The organism is Paenibacillus sp. JT22N1 (genome assembly GCF_059692155.1).
The window spans coordinates 590,774-614,439 of record NZ_JCAUAW010000001.1; the positions used below are offsets into that span (position 1 = coordinate 590,774).

At 44.9% G+C, this 23,666-nt stretch carries 16 protein-coding genes; 14 read left to right on the forward strand and 2 right to left on the reverse strand.

The annotated features are described in order from the left end of the window. The first annotated feature begins 61 nt into the window (after positions 1-61). From AC58UU_RS02660 to AC58UU_RS02705, 10 genes are all read left to right on the forward strand, one after another. Positions 62-2,440, forward strand: coding sequence for a helix-turn-helix domain-containing protein (locus AC58UU_RS02660; RefSeq protein ID WP_497312709.1), 2,379 nt, complete (start codon positions 62-64; stop codon positions 2,438-2,440). Between the two features lie 241 nt (positions 2,441-2,681). Further along, the gene (locus AC58UU_RS02665) at positions 2,682-4,313 is read left to right on the forward strand and encodes a type 2 periplasmic-binding domain-containing protein (RefSeq protein WP_497312711.1); all 1,632 of its coding nucleotides are present in this window, start codon (positions 2,682-2,684) and stop codon (positions 4,311-4,313) included. 81 nt (positions 4,314-4,394) lie between these two features. Then, positions 4,395-5,366 (forward strand): ABC transporter permease, encoded by a 972-nt coding sequence (locus tag AC58UU_RS02670; protein WP_497312713.1) that lies wholly within the window; start codon positions 4,395-4,397, stop codon positions 5,364-5,366. 41 nt (positions 5,367-5,407) lie between these two features. Continuing rightward, on the forward strand, positions 5,408-6,283 hold the full coding sequence (locus tag AC58UU_RS02675) for a carbohydrate ABC transporter permease (protein WP_497312715.1): 876 nt from the start codon (positions 5,408-5,410) through the stop codon (positions 6,281-6,283). A 179-nt stretch (positions 6,284-6,462) separates the two neighbouring features. Then, on the forward strand, positions 6,463-7,653 hold the full coding sequence (locus AC58UU_RS02680; protein ID WP_497312717.1) for a glycoside hydrolase family 88 protein: 1,191 nt from the start codon (positions 6,463-6,465) through the stop codon (positions 7,651-7,653). A 55-nt stretch (positions 7,654-7,708) separates the two neighbouring features. Further along, complete coding sequence (locus AC58UU_RS02685) at positions 7,709-8,974, forward strand: Gfo/Idh/MocA family protein (protein WP_497312719.1); 1,266 nt, start codon at positions 7,709-7,711, stop codon at positions 8,972-8,974. After that, complete coding sequence (locus AC58UU_RS02690) at positions 8,971-12,384, forward strand: type 1 glutamine amidotransferase family protein (protein WP_497312721.1); 3,414 nt, start codon at positions 8,971-8,973, stop codon at positions 12,382-12,384. The genes AC58UU_RS02685 and AC58UU_RS02690 overlap by 4 nt, the downstream gene beginning before the upstream one ends. Before the next feature lie 25 nt (positions 12,385-12,409). Continuing rightward, entirely contained in the window at positions 12,410-12,610 is a 201-nt protein-coding gene (locus AC58UU_RS02695; RefSeq protein WP_497312723.1) for a hypothetical protein, read from the forward strand. A 14-nt stretch (positions 12,611-12,624) separates the two neighbouring features. Next, on the forward strand, positions 12,625-13,392 hold the full coding sequence (locus AC58UU_RS02700) for a sugar phosphate isomerase/epimerase family protein (protein WP_497312725.1): 768 nt from the start codon (positions 12,625-12,627) through the stop codon (positions 13,390-13,392). 49 nt (positions 13,393-13,441) lie between these two features. After that, positions 13,442-14,878 (forward strand): ATP-binding protein, encoded by a 1,437-nt coding sequence (locus AC58UU_RS02705; protein ID WP_497312727.1) that lies wholly within the window; start codon positions 13,442-13,444, stop codon positions 14,876-14,878. Between the two features lie 117 nt (positions 14,879-14,995). Here AC58UU_RS02705 and AC58UU_RS02710 read toward each other — a convergent pair whose 3' ends face one another. Beyond that, the gene (locus AC58UU_RS02710) at positions 14,996-15,865 is read right to left on the reverse strand and encodes a helix-turn-helix domain-containing protein (RefSeq protein WP_497312729.1); all 870 of its coding nucleotides are present in this window, start codon (positions 15,863-15,865) and stop codon (positions 14,996-14,998) included. Positions 15,866-16,040: 175 nt separating this feature from the next. Here AC58UU_RS02710 and AC58UU_RS02715 point away from each other — a divergent pair, with 175 nt between their 5' ends. After that, positions 16,041-17,495 (forward strand): hypothetical protein, encoded by a 1,455-nt coding sequence (locus AC58UU_RS02715; RefSeq protein WP_497312731.1) that lies wholly within the window; start codon positions 16,041-16,043, stop codon positions 17,493-17,495. A 95-nt stretch (positions 17,496-17,590) separates the two neighbouring features. On the opposite strand, the gene AC58UU_RS02720 is transcribed toward AC58UU_RS02715, so the two are convergent. Continuing rightward, entirely contained in the window at positions 17,591-19,966 is a 2,376-nt protein-coding gene (locus AC58UU_RS02720) for an AraC family transcriptional regulator (RefSeq protein WP_497312733.1), read from the reverse strand. A 200-nt stretch (positions 19,967-20,166) separates the two neighbouring features. Here AC58UU_RS02720 and AC58UU_RS02725 point away from each other — a divergent pair, with 200 nt between their 5' ends. The 3 genes from AC58UU_RS02725 (at position 20,167) to AC58UU_RS02735 (ending at position 23,575) form a co-directional block, all read left to right on the forward strand. Then, on the forward strand, positions 20,167-21,087 hold the full coding sequence (locus AC58UU_RS02725; protein WP_497312736.1) for an ABC transporter permease: 921 nt from the start codon (positions 20,167-20,169) through the stop codon (positions 21,085-21,087). Between the two features lie 21 nt (positions 21,088-21,108). Further along, positions 21,109-22,002, forward strand: a complete 894-nt coding sequence (locus tag AC58UU_RS02730) for a carbohydrate ABC transporter permease (protein WP_497312738.1) — start codon at positions 21,109-21,111, stop codon at positions 22,000-22,002. A 73-nt stretch (positions 22,003-22,075) separates the two neighbouring features. Continuing rightward, positions 22,076-23,575 carry an ABC transporter substrate-binding protein gene (locus AC58UU_RS02735; RefSeq protein WP_497312739.1) on the forward strand — a complete coding sequence of 500 codons (1,500 nt, stop codon included), beginning with the start codon at positions 22,076-22,078 and terminating at the stop codon, positions 23,573-23,575. The last annotated feature ends 91 nt before the right edge of the window (positions 23,576-23,666 follow it).

A 23,666-nucleotide genomic window follows, 5' to 3' on the forward strand; every position in this document is an offset into this window, starting at 1 on the left:
TGGTAGGTTACAATATTTAATAAAAAATAAATCTGAGAAATGAGTGTGTCTTGTTTTGAAAATGCCTCTGATTTTACGTCTGATCAACAGTCGAAAAAGCGCACTTTCGACGATGATCGCCACCAATTTGTTCATACTTCTGATACCGCTTGCAATGGGGCTGTTTTTATATTCCAAAGTGGAACAAAGTCTCGAGAAGAGCACGAATCGCTCCAATGCGGCGATGCTCGAGCAGTTGAAGATGTCGCTGGACAATAAATTGTCAGAAGTGGATAGTTTAATGCGCCAGGTTACGCTCGACCCAAAGCTGGATTATTTGCTCAAAATCCCTGCCAATGCTAACGATGTTGATAGATACGGGTTCGTTGAATTCATGCGAGATAAGATGAGCAGGTATGGGAGTATGACCAGCAGTTTTATCTTTGATTATTACGTTTATTTCGCAAGCAGCGATACGATTGTTAAGGCCGATTTGTTGACTGATTCGCGGACGTTTTATTCCACCTATTACGCCATGAAAAACATGTCGTATGATCATTGGCGAATGCTATTGAAACAAGAGCATAAGATGTCCTACTTACCTGTTGCTTCACTTTCCACTAGTGTCGATCCGAATACAAACATCGAATATATGCCAAAAGAAGTTATTACCTATATGCAATCGCTGCCCGTCCTTTCGCAATCTGACAATTTAGGCTGTTTTATCGTGTTAATTGACGTCGAACAGATTAAACAAATGTTCGCCAATCTTGAATCTGCAAGCCATAGCATCATTTACATCATTGATGATACAGGGAAAACGATCATGGGTACCAGTGAAACGCCGTTTCCGTCCGATTTACTAAGTCGCATGGAAAAAAGCACGGTTCCTTTCGAATATCGGTTTGCTGGAGCTGATCAAATGGTGTCGTTTACGGCTTCGCAAAAAGCGGGCTGGAAATATGTTTCCATAACGCCAAACGACGTTTTTATGCAGCAGGTCAATCAAATTAAAAAATGGTCGATTGGGCTATTCGTCCTCTGTTTGATTGCCGGGTTGTTTGCTGTAATTGTCGGGGCATACCGGAATTATAAGCCTCTCCAAAAAACAGTGAATGCGATTATGCACGGAAAAGACATGATCAAGCGTCCATCCTCTAACGAATATGAGTTTATCCGGCAAACGATCGAAGGCTCAATCCACGAAGAGAAAAACTTGCGAATCACTTTGGCGCAGCAAATCCCTTTCATCCGGGCCAACTACTTATCCCGTCTTTTACAGGGCTATATGGACGTTGACGTTTCTGCGGAAAGCGAAGATACGCTCAGCTATATGGAGCTAGCGTTTGTAAGCGATCGTTTTGCCATCCTCCTTGTCAAGATCGAGGACATTCATGGCTTTACCAAAGAAGAATCCGAACAGGAATGGGCGTGTGTAAGGTTTATTGTGTCGAATATCGGCATTGATTTGATTGAGCTTAATCATAAGGGATTCTCAGTCGAGCTTGACCGTGATCGGCTCGTATTTCTTGTCAACCTGGAGGCGGGTCGAGATCAATTCGCCGAAACTGATATTCGGGAAATCGCTCAGTCACTCTACAACGTCATCTCGCAAAGGTTCAAAATCGACATGACAGTGGCGACCGGAGGGATTCACCAGGGTCCCAAAGCGATTCGCAATTCTTACCCGGAAGCGCTGGCGGCTCTAGAATATCGACTCATTGTGGGGAAAAATGCCATTATCCATTTCGAAGATATTATCGATGCCAAGCAGCACTACTATTATTCGCTTGAAATCGAAATACAGCTCACCAATTTCGTTCGGAGCGGCGACACCGACAATGTTGAGAAACTGCTCGATAAGATTTATTCCATGAATTTCGATTCAAGCCACATGACGCCGGAGCTTGGGAAATGCCTGTTCTTTAACGTAACGAGCACGTTTTTAAAAATCCTTAACTCCACGAAAATGAACCAGGAGGAAGTGCTTGGAGCGGACTTCGATCCGATCAAAGCGGTTTTCAGCTATCCGACGGCGCAAGATATGCACCTGAAAACGAAGGAGCTGTATGACACACTTACCCGTACGTTCAATGTGGACCGATCCGATCACAATACGCAACTGCTGCAGGAGATTATTACCCTGATTGACCAGAGTATCGATGATCCGAACCTCGGACTAGCGCATATCGCGGATCATTTCGGGATGACTCCGCAATATATTTCTACTTTCTTCAAAAAAAATCAGGGGAAAAATCTGTTAGATTATGTGACGCATAAGAGGATCGAAATCGCCAAACAACTGCTGGGAAGCAAGGATCTGACCATTGCGCAAATCGCGGAAAAGCTCGGGTATAATAATTATGTCGTATTCATCCGCGCCTTCAAAAAGCTGGAGGGCATTACGCCGGGCAAATACCGTGAAACGATGATGCCAGCCAAAACAGGTTCAGACATATAAAAGGGCAGCCTCTTCGCGGGCTGCCCATATTTCATTATGGACGTATATACTGACGATTTTTAATATCTAGTGATTTCTTTACTTCTATCCTGCATTTCTTACGAAAATACACAGGAAATGAAATAAAGAGCCTATTCATTTTCGGCTTCGTGAGGCTACACTAGGAACCAGAAGCTAGGAAAACAATAGCTTGGTTTTAAACAGCAGCAAACGGTTGACAATTAAAAGGGAGGCAAAAACGATGAAGAAAAAATTGAAACAAGTAGGTTCCATCATACTGATTTCCGCGCTCACGATTTCGGTTGCGGCTTGCAGCAAGCAAAATGGGGCGGAGACGCCATCAGCGTCACCGCAGTCAAATAAAGAATCGCAGCCGCCGAAGCTGACGAATCTGACCTACTGGGTAGCTAACAACACTGCAGCCTCATCACAAATGAAAACCTACGCTGAAATGGGAATGTACAAAGAGCTTGAAAAAATAACCGGCGTGAAGGTCGAATTCCAGCATCCACCGCTTGAAGTCCAGCAGGCCAAAGAACAGTTCAACCTGATGCTTGCCTCAAGTCAACTGCCGGACGTTCTCGAAACGAACTGGACTGCAGGGACGTCGTACTATCCGGGAGGACCTGAAAGAGCGATTAAAGACGCCAAAATTATAAAGCTGAACGATTTGATCGATAAGTATGCACCGAATCTGAAAAAACTGTTGGACGCACACCCAGACTGGAAAAAGCAAGTCACGACGGACGAAGGCAGCATGTACATGTTTCCGTTTATTCGTGGTGATGACAAGGTCAGAGTGTTCTTTGGACCGACGATCCGTCAAGATTGGTTAGACAAGCTCGGGCTGAAAATGCCGACGACGATCGACGAATGGTATACCGTGTTGAAAGCGTTTAAAGAAAAAGATCCGAACGGCAACGGCAAAGCGGACGAAATCCCAATTTACCTTGATAAGGAGTTGTTCAAATCCGATGCTCCATTCCTTGGCGCATGGGGAATCAATTACAGCTATTATCAAGACGGTGGCAAAGTTAAATACGGCCCAATTCAGCCGGAGTATAAGGAATTCCTGACAACGATGAACAAATGGTATAAGGAAGGTCTGCTTGACAGGGATTTCCCAGCTCCGAACGATAAATTGTTCGATAACAAAATGACGACGAACCTCTTGGGTGCATCCGCAAATTTCGTCGGAGGAGGCATAGGCAAGTTCGCTGGCCTCATGAAGGAGAAAGACCCGAACTTCCAACTTGTCGCTGCTCCATATCCGGTATTGAAAGCTGGGGACAAAGCGATTTGGGGGCAAAGAGACTTTGCTACTAACGGCGTCGGAGCCGTAATCACGACAAGCAACAAAAACCCCATTGAAACAGTCAAATGGCTCGATTACGCTTACGGCGAAAAAGGTAATAGTTTATTCAACTACGGCGTAGAAGGTGTTAGTTACAAGTCGGAGAATGGTAAAGCTGTATTCATGCCAGAAGTTTTAAACCCTCCGGCTGGAGTTCCCCTCTCGCAATCGGTAGCGAAGTACGTCCGGGCGGGCTGGAGCGCACCATTCGTGCTCAGTGACAATTTCCAATTGCAATATCTCGCACTTCCACAGCAGAGGAGTGCTTTGGAAATTTGGTCCAAACCGACAGCCGAGCGCAAAATGCCGCTCGTTACGCCAACGCAGGAAGAGAGCAGCAAATTCGCTTCGATCATGACGGATATTCAGACGTATCAAGACGAAATGTTTCTTAAGTTCATCATGGGCGTGGAGCCGATTGATAACTTTGATAAATACGTCAATAAGATTCAGAGCATGGGTATCGAGGATGGAATCAAAATTCAACAAGCGGCTCTTGAACGCTTCAACAAGCGTTAATCGAGAGTTTGGACTGGGAGATGAGATAGGTTCATCTCCCAGATCTTATATCGTATCTATAAAGAAAGGTAAGGAGAGACGATGACGCAAAATACCGGAACCGTTCAGGCAAGCAGAACCTCAACCAAAATTTATCGAAATCCGACCGTCTGGCAAACTATTCGTGCCGATTTGAAGCGTCATTGGGCCATTTATTTAATGGCTTTGCCAGTTATCGCTTACTACCTCATCTTCCATTACGGACCGATGTACGGTTTGCTAATTGCCTTTAAAGACTTTTCTCCTGTGAAAGGAGTTTGGGGGAGTCCATGGATCGGCTTCAAACATTTTGAAAGCTTCTTCAACGGAATTTACTTCTGGCGGTTGATCAAGAACACCGTTTTGATTAGTATATACGATCTTATATTTGGATTTCCTGCTGCAATCATCTTGGCACTGCTGCTCAACGAGATTCGCAATAGTATATTTAAACGGGTCGTACAGTCCATCTCCTATTTGCCGCATTTTGTTTCGATCGTCGTTGTTGCGGGTTTGATGATCGACTTTTTGGGCCGCACCGGTCTCATTAACCAAATCATTGGCTCATTCGGCATCGAACCGATTGACTTCATTAAGGAACAGGGCTGGTTCCGCTTCTTGTTTGTTTCCTCTGGCATATGGCAAGGAATCGGCTGGGGTTCGATCATTTATTTGGCGACATTGGCAACCATAGATCCGACGCTGTACGAGGCCGCCCGTATGGACGGGGCTAACCGCTGGAAGCAGACGCTGCACATCACGATTCCCGGTCTCATGCCCACGATCGTCATTTTGTTTATTTTGCAAATGGGCAATATGCTGTCGGTTGGCAGTGAAAAGGTGCTTCTCTTGTACAATCCTCTCACTTATGAAACAGCGGATGTCATTTCGACCTATGTTTACCGCAAAGGGGTATTGGAAGCGAGCTATAGCTTTACTGCGGCCGTCGGGCTTTTCAACTCCGTTGTCAGCTTGATTCTGATCGTAGCCGCCAACAGCATCAGCAAGCGGCTCAGCGAGAACAAGCTGTGGTAGGTATATATTCATCTTTAAGTGATTAGAAAGGAAATAAGCACATGAAACTAACGATTGGGGAACGAACGTTCAGCTACTTCAATACGCTGTTGATGATCGGCCTTTGCACCGTCACCTTATACCCGTTCTTGTACGTGCTGTTCGCCTCTCTCAGCGATGCAACCTCATTGCTGCAGCATCGCGGGCTGATGCTCCGTCCGGCAGGCTTCGATCTTGACGCCTACAAAGCCGTATTCAATAACCCGATGATCGCGAAAGGGTACCAGAACACGCTGCTGTACGTGGTGCTCGGTACGGCAATCAATCTCTTCATGACGTCGATCGGCGCTTACGTGTTGTCCAGACCGAATTTATATTTCAAAAATATCATCATGTTTTTTATTGTTATAACGATGGTGTTCCAGGGCGGTTTAATTCCGAGTTACCTACTCGTGGACAAGCTTGGCATGATGAACACAATGTGGGCGCTTCTCATACCCGGCGCGATCAATACATTTAACATGATCATCATGCGCACCGCATTCCAGGGCATTCCAGTTAGTTTAGAGGAATCGGCAAGAATGGACGGAGCAAACGATTGGACGATTTTGTTTCGCATCATTATTCCGCTGTCGATGCCGGTCATTGCTGTCATGATTTTATGGTATGCGGTCGGACATTGGAATTCCTATTTCAGCGCACTGGTTTATTTGCGGAACACCGAAATGTATCCGCTCCAACTCGTGCTCCGCGATATTTTGATCTCGAATAACACCGATTCATTATCGGCAGGTTCTGCAAGCGATGACAAATATGCCATTGGAGAAACCATCAAATACGCGACGATTATCGTCTCGACGTTACCGATCCTCTGTCTATATCCGTTTTTGCAAAAGTATTTCGTCCAAGGCGTCATGATCGGGGCGATCAAGGAGTAAAGGAAGGGGTTCCCATTGTTTAGGGCTTAAATCCCAATAGCATACATAAACGTCTGGAAGCCTGCACGGGCCGATGGCGTTTTTTGCATGGGATGATCAAATACTTGAAAGCTATGTGGGTTAGTGTTAATCTCGCAAACTCGTATAGAGTTTTAGTTGAATTTCGGAGGAGAGCTCTTATGTTAAGGGTTAAAGACGAAGGAATACGAGATATGAGGAAATATGACGAAGCTACTATTCTGACTAAATCTTTTTGCGAAGACGCGATTCAATACGTGTTATCGCAAATCGATCGGAATCTGGAGACGTTTACAGACAAGTTTCCGTCGCCGTCCAGCATAAACAACGTATACGAACCATGGGACAATATGGAATGGACCCCAGGATTTTGGACGGGGATGCTGTGGCTGGCTTATGAAGTTACAGGAGATATGAAATATCGGTTAACAGCTGAAGGGCAGTTGGAAAGCTACCGGAAACGGTTAGAGGATAAAAAACATACAGCCACTCATGATCTGGGATTCCTCTATACGCTCTCTTGTGTTTCCGCCTACAAGCTAACCGGTAACGAGGAAGCGAAAAGAACGGCACTCCAAGCAGCTGATTTGCTTCTTGAGCGGTATTTCGAGAAAGCGGGAATCATCCAGGCTTGGGGAAATCTGGACAACCCAACCCAGCGCGGTCGCATGATCATCGACTGCTGCATGAATTTGCCGCTGTTATACTGGGCTTCCGAAATGACCGGTGAACGGAAATATTATAGCGCTGCGGAAAATCACGTCAAGCAGGCCGCCGCTTATTTGATCAGAGACGACGCATCCAGCTACCACACGTTCTACATGGATGTGGAGTCGGGTGAACCGAAATACGGTAAGACAGCGCAAGGATACTCCGATGATTCATGCTGGTCGCGCGGGCAGGCTTGGGCGATGTACGGTTTTCCACTCAGCTACATTTACTCAGGGGATTCCGGATTGCTCGACATGGGGCAAAAAGTGACGAATTACTTTTTGAACAGACTTCCGGACGATTACGTGGCCTACTGGGATTTAATTTTCACCGAGGGTGACGAAGAGAAAGACAGCTCTGCGGCGGCTATCGCCGCATGCGGTATGCTGGAGCTTGCCAAGCATTTACCCTTGTCGAACATAAACAAGCGCACTTACGAAAATGCCTCGCTGCTTATCCTGAAATCATTGGCTGACGGGTATACGGCCAAGACTGATCCGTGTTCCAATGGTATATTGCTGCATGGCGTTTACGGCAAGCCGTTCCCTGGCAACGGTATCGATGAATGCTGCATTTGGGGGGACTATTTTTACTTTGAAGCGCTTGTAAGGGTTTATAAAAATTGGGAATTGTACTGGTGAACGAAAACGGACACATGGTCCGGGAAATTCGAAAGTATAAATAGGAGAATGTCTAATGAAACAGCTAACAGCAATTATGATAGGTGCAGGAGCCAGAGGAGCTGCGTATGCACAGTATGCGCTGGATTATCCGCATGAATTGAAATTCGTTTCTGTGGCCGAAACGAATCCGGAACGGTTGGCCAAATTCGCGGAGCAGCACGGCATTCCGGCGGAGCGTCAATATACGTCTTGGGAGCAAATTCTCGAAGAGCCGCAGCTGGCCGATATGGCAATCATCTCTACACAGGATCGGATGCATTATGAGCCAACGTTAAAAGCGTTAAAGAACAAATATCATGTTTTGCTTGAGAAACCGATGTCTCCAGATCCTGTGGAATGTATCCAGATGGAATTGGCCTCCAAAGCGAACGGACGGCTGCTTACGATCTGTCACGTGCTCAGGTACACGCCGTTCTGGTCGGCAATTAAGCGCCTTCTTACAGAAGGCCGTATCGGTGAGGTTGTTTCCATTCAGCTGAACGAAAACGTCGGTTACTGGCATATGGCACATAGCTTTGTACGGGGGAATTGGAACAACTCTGACAAGTCAAGCCCAATGATTCTAGCCAAATCGTGTCACGATATGGATGTCTTATCTTGGCTGATGGATCAATCTTGCCTGCGCGTCAGCTCCTACGGCTCTCTGAAGCATTTCCATTCCGGCAACGCGCCAGAGGGCTCTTCGGATACTTGCATCAGCTGTGCAGTGGAAGGAACGTGCCCATATTCGGCGCCACGCTTTTACTTTGGCGAAGGGAAAGCTTGGGCGCGGCATTTTACCGAAGAGCTTACGCGGGAAAACATTGTGAAGGGCTTGAAGGAAACGGATTACGGTCGCTGTGTCTACAAGAGTGATAACAATGTAGTGGACCATCAAGTCGTCAACATGGAATTCGCGGGCGGCGCCACGGCAACATTCAGTATGTGCGGATTCACTCGACACCAGGAACGGCGCATTCAGATTATGGGTACAAAGGGTGAGATTCGCGGCGAAGAAGACAAAATTACGGTTATGGATTTCCTTACTCATGAAAACATCGAGATTCAAATCCCAAAACAGACGTCAGGGCATGGGGGCGGAGACAGCAGCATTGTCCGTAGCTTCCTGAAGGAAGTACGCGACTACAATGGCAGTGAGAGCCTTACATCCGCAGCCGCTTCGGTACGCAGTCATCTGATGGCGTTTGCAGCGGAAAAATCCCGATTAAATAATGGCGAATCTATTAATTTAGATGCATTCTATAAAAAGCTAGATAGTGATTGGAGAGATAACCAATGAACCCATCTATAGAAAAGAATGTAAGATCTCTTGAAGAAGTAGGCCATAGTGATTACGGCTTTGAGCGGTTGTATCACTTGCCGGAGGGGTGCTTCTCTGGAGATGGAATCACGCATGAGGGCTATCGATACCTGAGGGCTGGCGAAAGCGTTTCTTTGCGCTTTTCGGGAAACGATATCGGATGGCTCCCGAGCGATGGCCGGAACTACAGATTAAGGCTCACCGGGGAAGTTGATCTGCCCCCCATTTGGATGACGGAACAGCACTTTCCTCCGCTTTACCGTTTGATCGACGATAGTTTGTGCGAACCTGTCACCCACCATAGCCGATTCAGTCTGGACTTGAGAAGTACAGGTGAGGATTATCCACGGGAAGCTTACACCAAAGTAGTCTGGAACGAGGTCGAAGGTGAATTCCCAGAAGTAAGGAATGCCGGAGTTAAATCGTTAGGGATGTCGGTTTGGTGCAAAAAAGAACAAGTGGAGCTGTTGCCGGGTGGATCACTCGAGATGGTGGCGGAAGTGTTTTATCTAAAGGAAGGGAAGCATCCACGGGATATTTCCGAAACACCGGATGCGATTTATCGGATCGACATTGGTGCAGGCACGTGCGGTTGGGAGCAAAAAAGCGTCGTAATCCCGGTCGAAGGCAAGCTCGCCTGCTTGCTCGTACACGTTACCGGAAGCCACTATTCTGGAAACGTCTGGTTGGAAGATCCATGCCTGAAAGCGGAGGGATCCCTCAATCTGCTTCCCCCGTTTGCGCCTTCCGTGCCGTTTTCCACTTCTTTTTCCTGGGTGGGACGGAACTTGTCCAAAAAAGAATGGGCGAAGTTCCGCGTGAATATCAATGGACAGACTGTATGTGAGGGAGAATGTTTTCAACGGGATTACCGCTGGCCGGTGTCCGAGTTCGATATTCCTCATGGCGTCCTTCATTCGGGGGATCATGACATGACGATCACACTTGAATCCGACTATCGGGAACCGCTTCCCTACAAGCTGAGATCGGTCGAATTTGTCAGTCGGCCTGGTGATTTCGGTATTGTGTCATGCCCGGACATCGTAACCGCCGGCGAAGCTTTTGGCGTATGGGTTCAAGCGGGGCAGCCGGGTATCAAGGTTCAAGTTTCGGTGAGCGGTGGATCGCACATCCAGCCAGAACAAAGCGAGTTTATAACGGAATGCCAAGGACTTAACGAGATCCGCTTTTTCGCGGAACGTACCGGAGGAAGAGCGACGATCGAGCTGTGCACCGAATACGGTACGTGGAGTGATACAGTGGAACGTGCCGTCGAACGAGACGACGATCATGTGCTGACCGGAACATCCGACCCCGTTTACATCGAAACGGATACCCACGAAATGGCATATTTCCTTACTTGGTATATGAACCAACAGATCGGCAACATGACCACATTCCGTCCTGTCTACCGGTGGTCGGGTACGAGATCACTCAGAGAGCGGGATTGGAAGCAAACGAAGGAACTATGCGAAAAACTTGGCCTGCAATACGCCCTGATCGTCGAAAGCAGAGAGTTGTCTGGATGCGGTGTTAATCCGGACAGAAAGACGCTAGACGGTCCTAACTATCTGGGAAGTCAAGCGCATGAACGAGATGGATTTTCTAGTTACTGGGGGGCACGTTCTGGCGCCGAACGGGAGCTATATAGCGACTTGCTGAACAGAATGTCGCGCTTGGAAGGGAATGTCGTATTCCAAACGCCTGTGCGAACATCGCATGGCATTTACTATAATTTGGATCCGCGGGCGGCGATGGACATGGAACAGGCTGCTCAACAGTTCGTCAAGAACGTCGGGCTCGTTCCGCACTACGCGTCGAGGCACACAGGACCTTCCGTCTTGTTCAAATATTTATACCAGGCCGGGATTTCTTGGCAAGGAGCGGAATTGATGTACGGTCCGCATGAAGTCATTATTTCAGCGCTTCGAGGGGCATCTCGTGCATACGGTCGTGACAGTTTCGGCGCGCATCTGGCAGTACAATGGTCAACGACGCCACACGATACTGAACAACGTTATCGGCGGTATCGGCTTGCTTTATATTTGTGTTACATGCACGGAGTCGATCAGATCAATACGGAAGAAGGCCTATGGAGACTGGAAGAGCGTTTTGCCGATCTGGAGAGGTTCAGCGTGGCTTGTCGCCGTCATACGGACGAACAGCGGAATTTCTACAGGTTTGTTCGTACGCATACCCGGAGGGGCAGGCTGCACGGGCCGATGGCGTTTTTGCATGGACAGAATGACGGGTGGACGTGTTTTGGTCGCAGGAATGTATGGGCCCAACAGGGGGATGAATGGGCGTTTTCCGCTCCGGAAGAAAGCTGGGATCTATTAAATGTCTTTTATCCACGGTCGGTTCTTTCGCCAATTTACAGACATCCGTGCCCCTCTGAACCGGTCGGCTACTATACCGGTACACCGTATGGCATCGCGGACATCGTTCCCGTTGAGGCGGATGATCAGATACTTGGAAGCTACGCGTACATGGCCTTTCTTGGCTGGAATACGGCGGATGCGGCGCAAATCCAAAAATGGATCAGGTACGTGCGGGAAGGCGGAACGCTACTCATCGGGCTGCCGCATCTGTACGCGTCCAAAAGTCGTTCGGATGCTTATGGAGAAGCGCCAGCTCTGGTTGATTCCCCAGACATTCAGCAATTGATTGGCGCCGAGATTACAGGCTATCAAAGCACGAAGCTGGATACAGGCGAAACGCTCGAAATCGGTAGATTAGAGACATTGACTGCCGCTGTCCTAGCGGCAAGCGCCAACGGAGACCCGTTGATTCTGGAGCATCAGTTGGGAAAAGGAAAGGTTCTGTATGTGAATGCGAAAGCGTATCCTGCAGATCAGCGGGTTCGGGGATGGTATGAACAGTTGTTGCATGGCTTTGGGGCGTCCGTTATAGAAAGGGAACGTGAGCGAGGCTGGATAGTTGGTAGCTCGGACATCGGGTTTACGGTTTATGATAGGGAAGACGGCTTGCGTGTGATTTACACGCTTAATATCAATTGGTGGGAAGAAAGCTTATCTCCTGTTGGAACAGCCTTGCTATGGGGAGATCAGGAGATTGAAGTGTCCGTCAACCGGGATGACATGCATATGATCACCTTGTCAACAAATGTGGGAATAATGACAGCTGACAATGAAACGGACGTCATTGATTTGCGTGAAGACGAACAGGGAGCTAAGTTGACGGTTCAAGGTAGCGGAGACACAGAACTTACTGTGTTCGTCAGATCGAATAATTCAAATAGCCTTCTGGTTGCAGAGACCGAATCGGGAGAATCGCTGCCGATTCGATGCGAATGCTTCCCGCATACGTGGAAATTGAACGTCCATCTGACAGGCTCTGAGATTATCAGACTGAGTTTGGAAGTGTGAGAGTCATACATCAGGAGGTATTCGTATGAACGATGAGATTCGTATTGAAGATCTGAATCCGGGATATGCCATCTCTCTCGTGCATGCAGGTAAGGGATTTGTGATGGATAAACGAACCACTTGGGAAGACGCTATAGACCTTGCTTTTTATTTAGCTAAAACTACACAACTACCTGTTAATTACCAGGGGGATGTTCAAGAAAGAAATAAAAGAAATTATCTATGAAAGCGAGTGATGAAATGAAAATAGCAGCACAGCTCTATACATTAAGGGATTTTTTGAAAACTCCCGAGGATATCTCAATCAGTCTTAGAAAGGTTAAACAAATCGGCTATAATGCCATTCAAGTTTCAGGTATAGGTCCTATCGATAATAAGGAATTGAAAGAAATTGCAGACCGGGAACAACTGACAATCTGTGCGACCCACATTCCATACGCGGATTTAACCGATAACTTAGATGCTGTTATTGAAAAGCATAAGATTTGGGATTGCAAATATGTGGGATTAGGAGGTATGCCGCTGGTAAATCGCAGCAGCAAAGCAGGATTTGTTACTTTCGCAAAAGAAGCATCGGAAATTGGAAGAAAATTAAAACAGGCAGGATTGCAATTCTTCTATCATAACCATTCTTTTGAGTTCGCAAAATTTGGTGGGAAAAGCGGGTTGGAAATCCTCATTGAGGAGTCAGCCCCAGAAGCAGTGGAATTCTTACTTGATCTCTTCTGGGTACAATCTGGCGGAGCGGACCCGATACAATGGATAAACAAATTGAAAGGAAGAATGAAACTCGTTCACTTGAAAGATTTTGCAGTGATGAGTGATGGCGAACAGCGATTTGCCGAGATTGGTGAAGGTAATATGAATTACGCCCAAATTTTGGAGGCGTGTAAACAAGTTGGTGTTGAATGGGCCCCGGTTGAACAAGACGACTGTTATGGCCGAGATCCATTTGAATGCTTGGCGACCAGCTTCAATAATTTGAAGAACCTTGGAGTGGATGTTTAATTTTCCCGGCGATGGCGAAATGGTTTGATAGAGAAGGAGTGCTGCTGAATTGTCTATTCATGACACTCAACATTACATGGTATCCATAGAAGAAGTGCGAACCCTGCTAAATCAAAGCATACACAGCAGTATACTCGTTGTGGATGAAGAGGAACGTGTTATCCTTGCAACAAGCCAATTTTTGAAATTTTCGGGTTATTCGGCAGAGGAGATTTCGAGCATACCGTTCTCCCAGCTATTTAAGGTGAAGACTTCGCTTCAAGAGCTATACGAATTATATTTTGGCGGTGAGTCGGGCTCAGTAGAATGCCCCCATGGTTTCATGGTGAGCAAGAGTGGCGAGATTATACAATATCAATTTTCGATGGTTAAACTCATTCGTGATGAGAAGTTAGTGTACTTAATTGTCATGATGAACCGGACAGAATGTTCACACTTAAATTTGCTGCAGCGTTTTTCGGATGTTTTTTTGAAGGATATTAATTTAGGTGTCATATTAATTAGTAAGGACTTCACATTGGTTGATATTAGTGATATGGCATGCCAAATTCTTGGTTTGGAACGCGATCCGATTCTGAACATGTCCTTGGATGAGGTGTTTGCTGCAGTTCCCTGTGAACACCGATTAGTTCAGCGTACCATTTTGAATGGTATAGTTGTGCGTAACCATGCGGTCTCGTGGACGAATAATCATGAACGCTTTGAGCTGCTGCTCGATTCCAATTTGCTCAAAGACAATCAAGGGAATACGGTAGGCGCCTACATCATTTTCAAAGATGTGACCAATATGCGCTCTTTGGAGGAAATGGTTCAACGCAGCGACCGACTTGCGATGATCGGACAGATTGCTGCGGGCACCGCTCATGAGATTCGTAACCCGTTGACATCAATTAAAGGGTTTCTTCAGGTGCTTAGACGCACCTTTGAAGTACAGGGCATGAGCAAGGAGCAAAGCTACACCGAATTGATGCTCAACGAAATTAATAGGATTAACGAGCTGGTGAATGAGTTTCTGTTGCTTAGCAAACCTAAACATGTTTCCTATGGACTCACCGATATTTCTGAGGTGCTGCGAGGGATTTTGCCGATTATCAATAATGAAGCAATTCTATATAATGTGCATCAGCAATATGAGGCATCCGATCACTTACCAGAAGTTATTGCGAATGAGGAACTGCTCAAGCAAGTATTCTTGAATGTATGCAAAAATGCCATCGAAGCCATGTCGAATGGAGGAGTAATGACGATCTCAGCGAAAGTGGACACAGCTGAGCGAAACGTCTGCATAGGTATTCATGACACAGGTTCGGGTATTCCAGTGTTTATCATCGATAAAATTTTCGATCCGTTTTTTACGACCAAAGCTACAGGAACAGGACTCGGGTTATCCGTGTGCCAGCGAATTATTCACGATATGGGGGGAAGCATCCGAGTGTCATCCAATGGTCATGGAACCACCTTTACAATCGTCATTCCCTATGTCTGATCCTACATCAAAAGGCTGTCCCAAAGTCTAAATGACTTTGGGACAGCCTTTTGTGCGCTTGGCAGCAATATGACAGGGAATATTGATGTCATTTTAATGGGCGGAAACTAATCCTTTTTATTTGCGAGATTGGTTAGGTGTAGTGCCAATATGCTTTTTGTACACTTGGCAGAAGTAAGAGAAGTTCGGGAACCCGACCTTTTCCCCAATGTGCTCCACTGGCAGATCGGTTTCATGAAGCAACCAGCTTGCCTGGCGAATTCTTCTGGCTGTTACATATTCCATCAGGCTGCTACCGGTTTCCTCGCGGAAAATACGTGAGATATACGTCTTTGTCAAGTGCAACGCATCAGCTAATTGTGAAAGATTGAAAGTCTCATGATAATGCTCCTCAATCCACGCCATAATAGATTCGGAATGACGCTTAGGACGCGTTGCTTCTGTAGCCTCGCCTGATTCCTCCATTATTGTATCGCCAAATCCCATATCCTGAAGAGCATGCAGCAATCTAACCGTCAAAAGGGCGAATTCATGCAGGTAGTTGCTGCCTTTGATCTGCGATAACCGCCTGTGAAACAGCTCAAACATACGCGATAGTTCATTTTCCCCTGCTAATCCTTGAAGCATCTGGATCGGCAATGCATCCTGCCACAATCGGCGGTAATATTGTCGTAAATGAGGGAATGCTTCGAAATAAGGATCAAATATAGTCGGTTCAAATGAAATAATTGTTCTTTCATAGGGGTGCTGAGGAGAGACGTCCATTTGAATTCTATGAAGCTGGAACGGTTGGAAGAAAAACAAAGTACCTGGTTCCACTTTAATTATCTGTCTGCCAACGGTGATATGACCCTTTCCGTTGTAGATGTATAGGAATTCCATGCCTTGGTGGTAATGGTAATAGCCGGTAAAGTCACGATCCGTATAACGGCGGTAGCTTAACCGATAAGGCGTAGAGGCGAGGCTGACATTCTCAAGTCGCTTCATAAGTAGGACAACTCCGGTTCCGATAAAAATTCTTCTAACAATATTTTAGCATAGGGTCCTGTTTTGTGCACGATTACAACATTTCGGTGAAATACTGCTAAACTTTGTCACAGCGGGTTGTTGTAAAATAGCTGTATTAGCTATGAAGATCAATTAATGAAGGAGTCAACAGTCGATGAATAAACGTCCACATGCTGGAAAACTGGCTAATTGGCTGCTGTCATGGGTGCAGCCGAGCGGTGCAATTCATGGATTTCATAATCATTCTGTATGGGGCTCGAATCCTTATCGTTGGGGGGATTTCACCAGCAGCCACAGTACATGGGGGAGTCCGTTGATGCCTGCTTTGTCGATGCTTATTAAGGAGAGACGAGAATCTGAGCTGGAGAATCAACTTCTTCAACTAATACGCTTTCAGACATCCAGCTTCCAGGCAGACGGACAATATGCCCATATCGGCTTCCAGATTGGGGAGAGCGCCAAATTCGGCTTAATCCATAATGGAATCGCCAACGTCTCTCTTGGTCTTACTTTGAAGTACGGGGAAGACTTTCTGAGCGACGAGATAAAGACGGAAATCCGTTCTGCGATGGAGCGTAATTTCGAAGCGATCGACAGAATATATCCTTTCGGCATTATGTACAAGCAGGGAAGAGCCATCAGCAACCAAGAATATGCCCGTATCTGGGGGAAACTGCTGCATCTTCGAGCGTTCGGCGGGGGCGAGGAGCGACGCGAAGAACTCAGGAAGCAATTGGACTATATGATCGAGAAGTTTCACTTCCGGGGGCTACCGGACATGGATTGCGAGGCGTCTTACCGTTATGATAAAGACAAAACTAGCACAGAACCCGGCGAATATTACGGTTTGTTGATCGGCCCCCTCGTTTTAGCTTACGAATTGTTTGGGGATGAGCGGTACATGACGCATGCAGGGGCGCTTTGCCGGCACGTTGTCAGAAGCGTTTGGAACGACAGCAGAGGGTGGCTAAGGATGCATCGGGTCTGGTACAAATCAGGAATTCTTTGGGCGAAGCTGGACGAGCCGATGCTTATAGCCGGAATGGGGATGACCTTGTACGCGGTGGATCAATATATCCGGCATGTACCAGATACCGAACTCAACGAATACTTAGTGGGTTCCGACTGTACTTATGCCACTTATCAAAATGCGCGAGGCTACTTCGCTTCTGCGACGGGCTGGGACAATGAAGCAGATGTCGCTCCATCGACCGCTTGGCATACGCATGATCTTCTCTATCTTGTAGCGCGTCATGGGGCGGATGAGACATTTTGGACCGATCTGAACGATAAAGAAGCAGGCAGTCGAACATCGGTACTTCTCGGCAATGGCTGCATGTGGATGGAGAGGGATCAGCATTGGACGATCACGGATTATTTTGGCCGGGACGTATATCAGCTCCTTGGCCGGAAAGATGAAGAGCGTTTCGGACGCGATATGAGCTGGGTCGGCGGGGAACGAACCTTGCCGGACCATTTCGCTTTCGGTCCTCGGCCTGCATTCATGAAAACAAAAGAGGGAATTTATCTAATGCCTGGTCAATGGGAGGAATCCGATCTGCAGCTATCCTCTGCGGCGGACATTCCATACGCCGGCGTCTGGAAATAAGACACGAATTAACAGATCCAATTCCACAACAGGTACAATAGAAGAAGCGGCCTTCTCGAATAAGAGAAAAGGCCGCTTCTTTTTACTACCTACTGCTAAATCTCCTGAATGTCACTTACTCTTGATTTAAGTCTATATTCCGTGGGGGTTGTCCCAAAACGTTTTTTAAATAAAGTGAAGAAATGCTTTTTGTTTTCCCAACCAACTTTTTCGATAATCTCATCTACAATCCAAGGGGAGTCCTTGAGCATTTCTGAAGCTTTGACTAGACGGATTTCTGATATGTAGTCGGCGATAGATCGAGAAGAATACTCACGAAATAGTTTTCCTAAATAGGCAGGAGTTAGCTTAAATTGATCAGCTACCATACTGGAGGATAAGGAACTGTCCATATAGTGCGTTTCAATGAATCGCATGGCGTTGGAAACGACAATATCCGATTTTTCGGTACGGTTTTGTTCGATTTTGCCTACAATAGCTCCAACAAGGGCAATAAATTCAGCATTAATCTGGTCGAATACTTCAAAAGATTTAATTTTATTATCAAAAGAAACGAAATCTAGACCAAAGGATATGGTGCCATTTTTCTCCATAAGATTCACCATATTAAAGATGCTTGAGGATAAATAAGATAACGTAAACATGATGGTATTGAAGCTGCAGTCTGTCAATTCCTGAATCAGATCCCAATAGGCTGCTTTGGCCTCTTCTAATTTGGCTTTCTGAATACAATCTAGAAAATGCTGCACCGCAGCTGTATTGATACTAAAATCGGACCATTTTTCCTTATTTATAGATTGTTGTGTTAAAAGGCACGCATGACCGTATTTGATACGATAATGGGAAAGCTCCAGTGTCGTTTCATATAAGGCGCGAACATCCATAATCGATGCAACCGGTTCGCTAATAAAGGCGGATACACTAATGGCGCAGTATTTGGCATATACATTCTGAATTTCTTGTACTAAACTCGTCAAATGTTCGGTTTGAGCCATGGAACTCTGTTCGTCCTCGCTGTATATCTCTATATTTAATAAGGTAACAACGTGATCACTTCCCGCATCGATGGATTCGCAATGATAATACGGATTTATGATTTCGTTAGCAATATTAAGCAGTGAGTATTTCAATAAGGATTGGTCTTTCGAGCTGTAATTGGCATGAAAGGCTGCATATTGATCTGTTTTAAACAGAATAAGAGCGATACTGCTTTTTGGATCAAAATGTACATTGTGCTGTTTGAAAAGCGCTGCATAATCTACGTCTTTCACGTTTTTACTCAAGAGGAGATCATTCAAATAATTTTGTTTCAACGTGAAGAGATTTGTTTTTCGGAAATCCTCCAGAGAAGTCAGCTGATAATGGGTAGTCTGAATGGAATCCGTGATGTATTCGAATTCATTGTTATGCTCCCGATTCGGAACCTGTGTTTTATTCAGACGTCCAATTGTTTTTCTGAGATTTCGTACGGGATCATAGAGATTTTTGGAGAGTAAAAAGCCCGTAATGAGACAGATTATGAGCATAACCAGACCTATTGATATTGTAATCGCTTTCAGCTTGCTTACGGTTCCGGCAATATATTTGTAAGGTGTAATATTTACCAGAATCCATGGCGATGTTTCGTAAGAAATATAAGTTATGATAGATGAAGTGCCTTTAAAATCAGCTTTCAAAACGCCTGATTTGTTAGGTGATGCTAATAATTGGGAAACCACAGGTTCATCGGATAAGCTGCTTAAGAATAAGTCTTTTTCTTGATCTGAATTCGCAATGACTTTCCCGTTATGATCGATGATCAAGATATTATTGCCGTTTAAGGAATCGTTTTCTTGATAGGAAGCCAGGGTATTAAATATCCAATCCATTCGGACATTGATGACAAGCGCATTCTTCAACCTTTTATCAGAAAAATATTCAGGCAATGTGTAGGAAAATACATTTTCGAACTTCATTGGCTCCAATTCTGAAATTGGAATTTTTCTGGGAGTAGGTGTGAGCGGCAGTAAACCCTTCGGATCTTTAAACATTTGAACCAATTCCGTATCGAAATACTGATCTTTCCTAATAACTGGATTCGGTCCAATCGTATAGTACGTGTTCGTTCTTCCATTATAAACATTGGCAGAATAAATAAAGGGCGCACTTCCCAATGAGGTATCGATGATATTCATGCTGTTACGCACATCTAGAATGGGAATGTCTTCGCCATACATTAATTTCGCTGTATTTGGGTTATTAAATATGGAGGTTGCGTATGTTCTCACGTAGTTATTGATTTGCAGAGCATTCTGATAGATCTGGTTCATCAATTTCTCATTAGACGAATTGATGAGCCGTATGCTGTAGTTCGTAAAGTTGAAATGAAGAAACAATAAGAGAGCGAGCATGATCAAAGTAAGTAGAAAGGTGATTTTGGTAAACATGCTATAGAAATATAACTGGCCAGTATAAAAAAATCTCTTCTTCATGCGAATCTCCCTTTGTGAAATAATCTGGTTGTATGGTATTTATTATAGTTGAAATACAACGAATTTGGAATTGATTTAGTCTAGATTGAACTTATTCACATAATTTAAACCCCCTATTTAAACCGTTTCTTCGTTTTTGTATCTATCTTACTCGAAACTCCATCTGTTACGATAAATGCCAGAAGGAGGTGATTCGAATTATGCAGCTCAGAGAAATGTGGAAGGATTTTAGCAAAAACAAAGTTTTACTTGCTTTGACTTTACCACTCGTGATTTATGTATTTATTATCAGTTATTTACCTATGTTTGGTGCGATTGTCGCTTTCAAAAGATACCAGTTCAACAAAGGCATTTTAGGAAGCGAATGGGTAGGCATAAGTAATTTCAAGTTTTTATTCGAGTCTCCCGATCTTTGGCGAATTGTTCGTAATACGCTTGGATACAATTCAGCGTTTATTGTTCTGAATTTGCTGGGATCCATCTTTGTAGCCTTACTCTTGTATGAGATAACAAGTAAGAAGATGCTCAAAGTGTATCAGTCGATCATGTTCTATCCTCATTTCTTATCGTGGGTAGTGATTGCCTACATGGCATACGCTTTTCTAAATCCAAGATCAGGGATGTTAAATCAATGGTTAGCCGATCTCGGTTTAGGAACTGTTGATTGGTACAATATGACGGGTCCTTGGATCTATATCATGCCAATCGCTAATATGTGGAAAGAGATCGGTATCGGCGCTATCATCTATTATGCCGGACTCTTAGGCATTGACCCTACCTATTATGAGGCGGCCAAAATCGATGGAGCGAGCAAGTGGCAAATACTTACCAAGATTTCTGTACCATTTCTGTATCCACTAATGACGATTCTTACGATCTTAGCGATAGGTCATATCTTTACTGCCGATTTTGGCTTGTTCTACCAGCTTCCTATGAATTCACCGACCATTTACAGCTCGACGGACGTTGTCGACACCTACATTTTCAGAGCATTAATGGAGTCTGGCAATATTGGGATGTCAAGCGCAGCCGGACTGACGAAATCAATTCTAGGGTTACTGCTTGTTCTCGGAACGAACGCTTTAGTTCGCAAAATAAATGCCGATAATTCGTTATTTTAGATAAAAGGGGGAGGAGAGGGAATGGTTCGTGCCAGGTCATACCGGCTGTCCATGCTGCCGATTCATTTGTTTTTCATAGCTGTTTCTGCTTTGTTTCTTATACCGCTTTGGTCCATCATATCGATATCATTGTCCAATGAACACGATATCGCGAGCTTCGGTTACCGCTTAATTCCGATTAAGCTTGATTTTCAAGCTTACCGCTACATATTCGAGAATCCGTTAACCATTGTAAACGCGTACAAAGTTACTTTGTTCACGTCAGTAGTGGGAACACTTTTGTCCGTGCTTATGATCTCCATGTGTGCCTATGCCTTGTCGAGGTCGGATTTTAAATACAGTAGATTCATTACCTTCTACTTGTTTTTTACAACATTATTCAGTGGAGGTATTGTTCCATTCTATATTCTAATGACGAAATTCCTCCATTTGCAGAATACGTATCTGGCTTTGATTCTTCCTTTATTGGGGAATATCTGGTATATGTTTCTGATGCGAACTTTCTTCAAGGCGCTGCCAGATTCTCTAGTTGAATCGGCCAAAATCGATGGTGCTGGTGAGATGAGAATTTACGTGACGATGATTGTTCCACTTTCAACACCAGTCTTAGCAACAGTAGGTTTGATGCAATTGCTTGTTTATTGGAATTCATGGTTCAATGCACTTCTATTTATCAATGATCAGACCTTGTACCCTCTTCAATATTTACTGCAGGTTATGATGAGTAACATTCAAGAAATTTTGAGGAATATGTCAAGTGGCGGGCAGGTCGATGCTACAGTGTTAGCTCAACTGCCGACTGAATCCATGAGAATGGCCATGTGTATGCTAGCCATAGCACCGATGCTTTTTGTCTTTCCGTTCTTTCAAAAGTACTTTGCCAAAGGTTTAACAGTGGGTTCGGTAAAAGGTTAGCCCTGAGTACGAATTAAGATTAGAATTTCAAATTCTAGTTTTATAATAAATAGATAATCATGGAGGGTTGTTTATGTATAGTAGAAAACGTAAGATGAGTGTGGTTTTGACTTCAATTATAACAGTAGGGGCACTATTAACAGGTTGTTCAGCAAAGACAGAAACTCCGAGTAGCAGCACCAGTACTGCCAAAACAGATGTAACCCAAAAACCAGAATTAAAGCCTGTAAAGCTAGTTTGGTATATGCGCAGTGCAGAGCCTAAAAACTATGCTTCTGTTGTGGAGAAAGCAAACGAAATTATCAAAAGCAAAATCAACGCAACCGTTGAATTCAAATTTATCAATCCAGGCGATTATGAGAAAAAGATGCAGCTAGTCATGTCTTCAGGGGAAGAATATGATATCTCTTTCACTGCAGGCTGGGTGAATAACTATTTAAATAACGTCAATAAAGGTGCTTATATTCCACTAGACGATTTGTTGGCTAAGTACCCAGATTTGAAAAACATGTTCAAGAAAGAAATTTGGGAAGCACTTAAGGTCAACGGGAAAACGTATGCGGTTCCGAACAACCAAATCATGGCCGACCAGCCAGGAATGTGGTTGAAGAAAGATCTTGTCGATAAGTATAAGTTGGACTTGACCAAAGTGAAGTCGTTGAATGACCTGACACCGGTCTTCCAGGCAATTAAAGATGGTGAGCCAGGCGTTTCCGCTATTAGACAAGGAATTCCGCTTTCATTCGGTGAGCCTACTCCAACGATTGAAGGACAGGTCTCTCTTGCACAAGTTGGAGGATTTGCACTAGATACGAAAACTTGGAAAGTATTCTACCAAACCGAGCAGTTAGCATCTCAGTTCAAGTTGATGAGAGAATGGTATCAGAAGGGCTTCTTCCCGCAAGACGTTGCTACGATTAAGGATGAGTTATCCTTATTCAAGGCAGGCAAAGTATTCAGCCGATACAACCGTCAAAAACCAGGAAGCGAACCAGAACTTAAAGCACTCTATGGATACGATGTTGTGAATATCCCTTCAGGTCCACCTTTGATTACGAAAGCTTCTGTAATCAGTACATTGAACGCAATTAGCACAACATCCAAAAACCCTGACCGCGCTATGATGTTGATCAACCTGATTGATACGAATAAAGAGTTGTTCAATTTGCTGAAGTATGGCATCGAGGGGCAAGATTATACGAAGGTTTCTGCAAATCGAATCGAAATCAAACCTAACGCTTATACATTACCAGGCTGGTTGTTCGGTAACGAATTTAATAGCTTTGTCGTGCCTGGCCAGCCGGATGACATTTGGGAGCAAACAAAGAAGCTGAATGATTCCGCTGTGATTGACCCTTCCATCACATTCACATTTGATCGTAAAAATGTTGAGAATGAGGTCGCACAATTGAATGCCATTACGACAGAATACGCGCTTGTTCTTTCAAATGGACTTGATGATGTAGATAAAATGATGAAGGCCATGATGGATAAACGAAAAGCAGCTGGTCACGATAAAGTGCTGGCTGAGATTCAAAAGCAAGTCGACGAATGGAGAAAGACACAGAAATAAGTTCTGACTAAGGTGTAGGGGGGATCCAGTATCATCGGTTCCCTCCAATATATTTCTTAAAGAAGGCATATAGATGGATCTTACTGGAAAG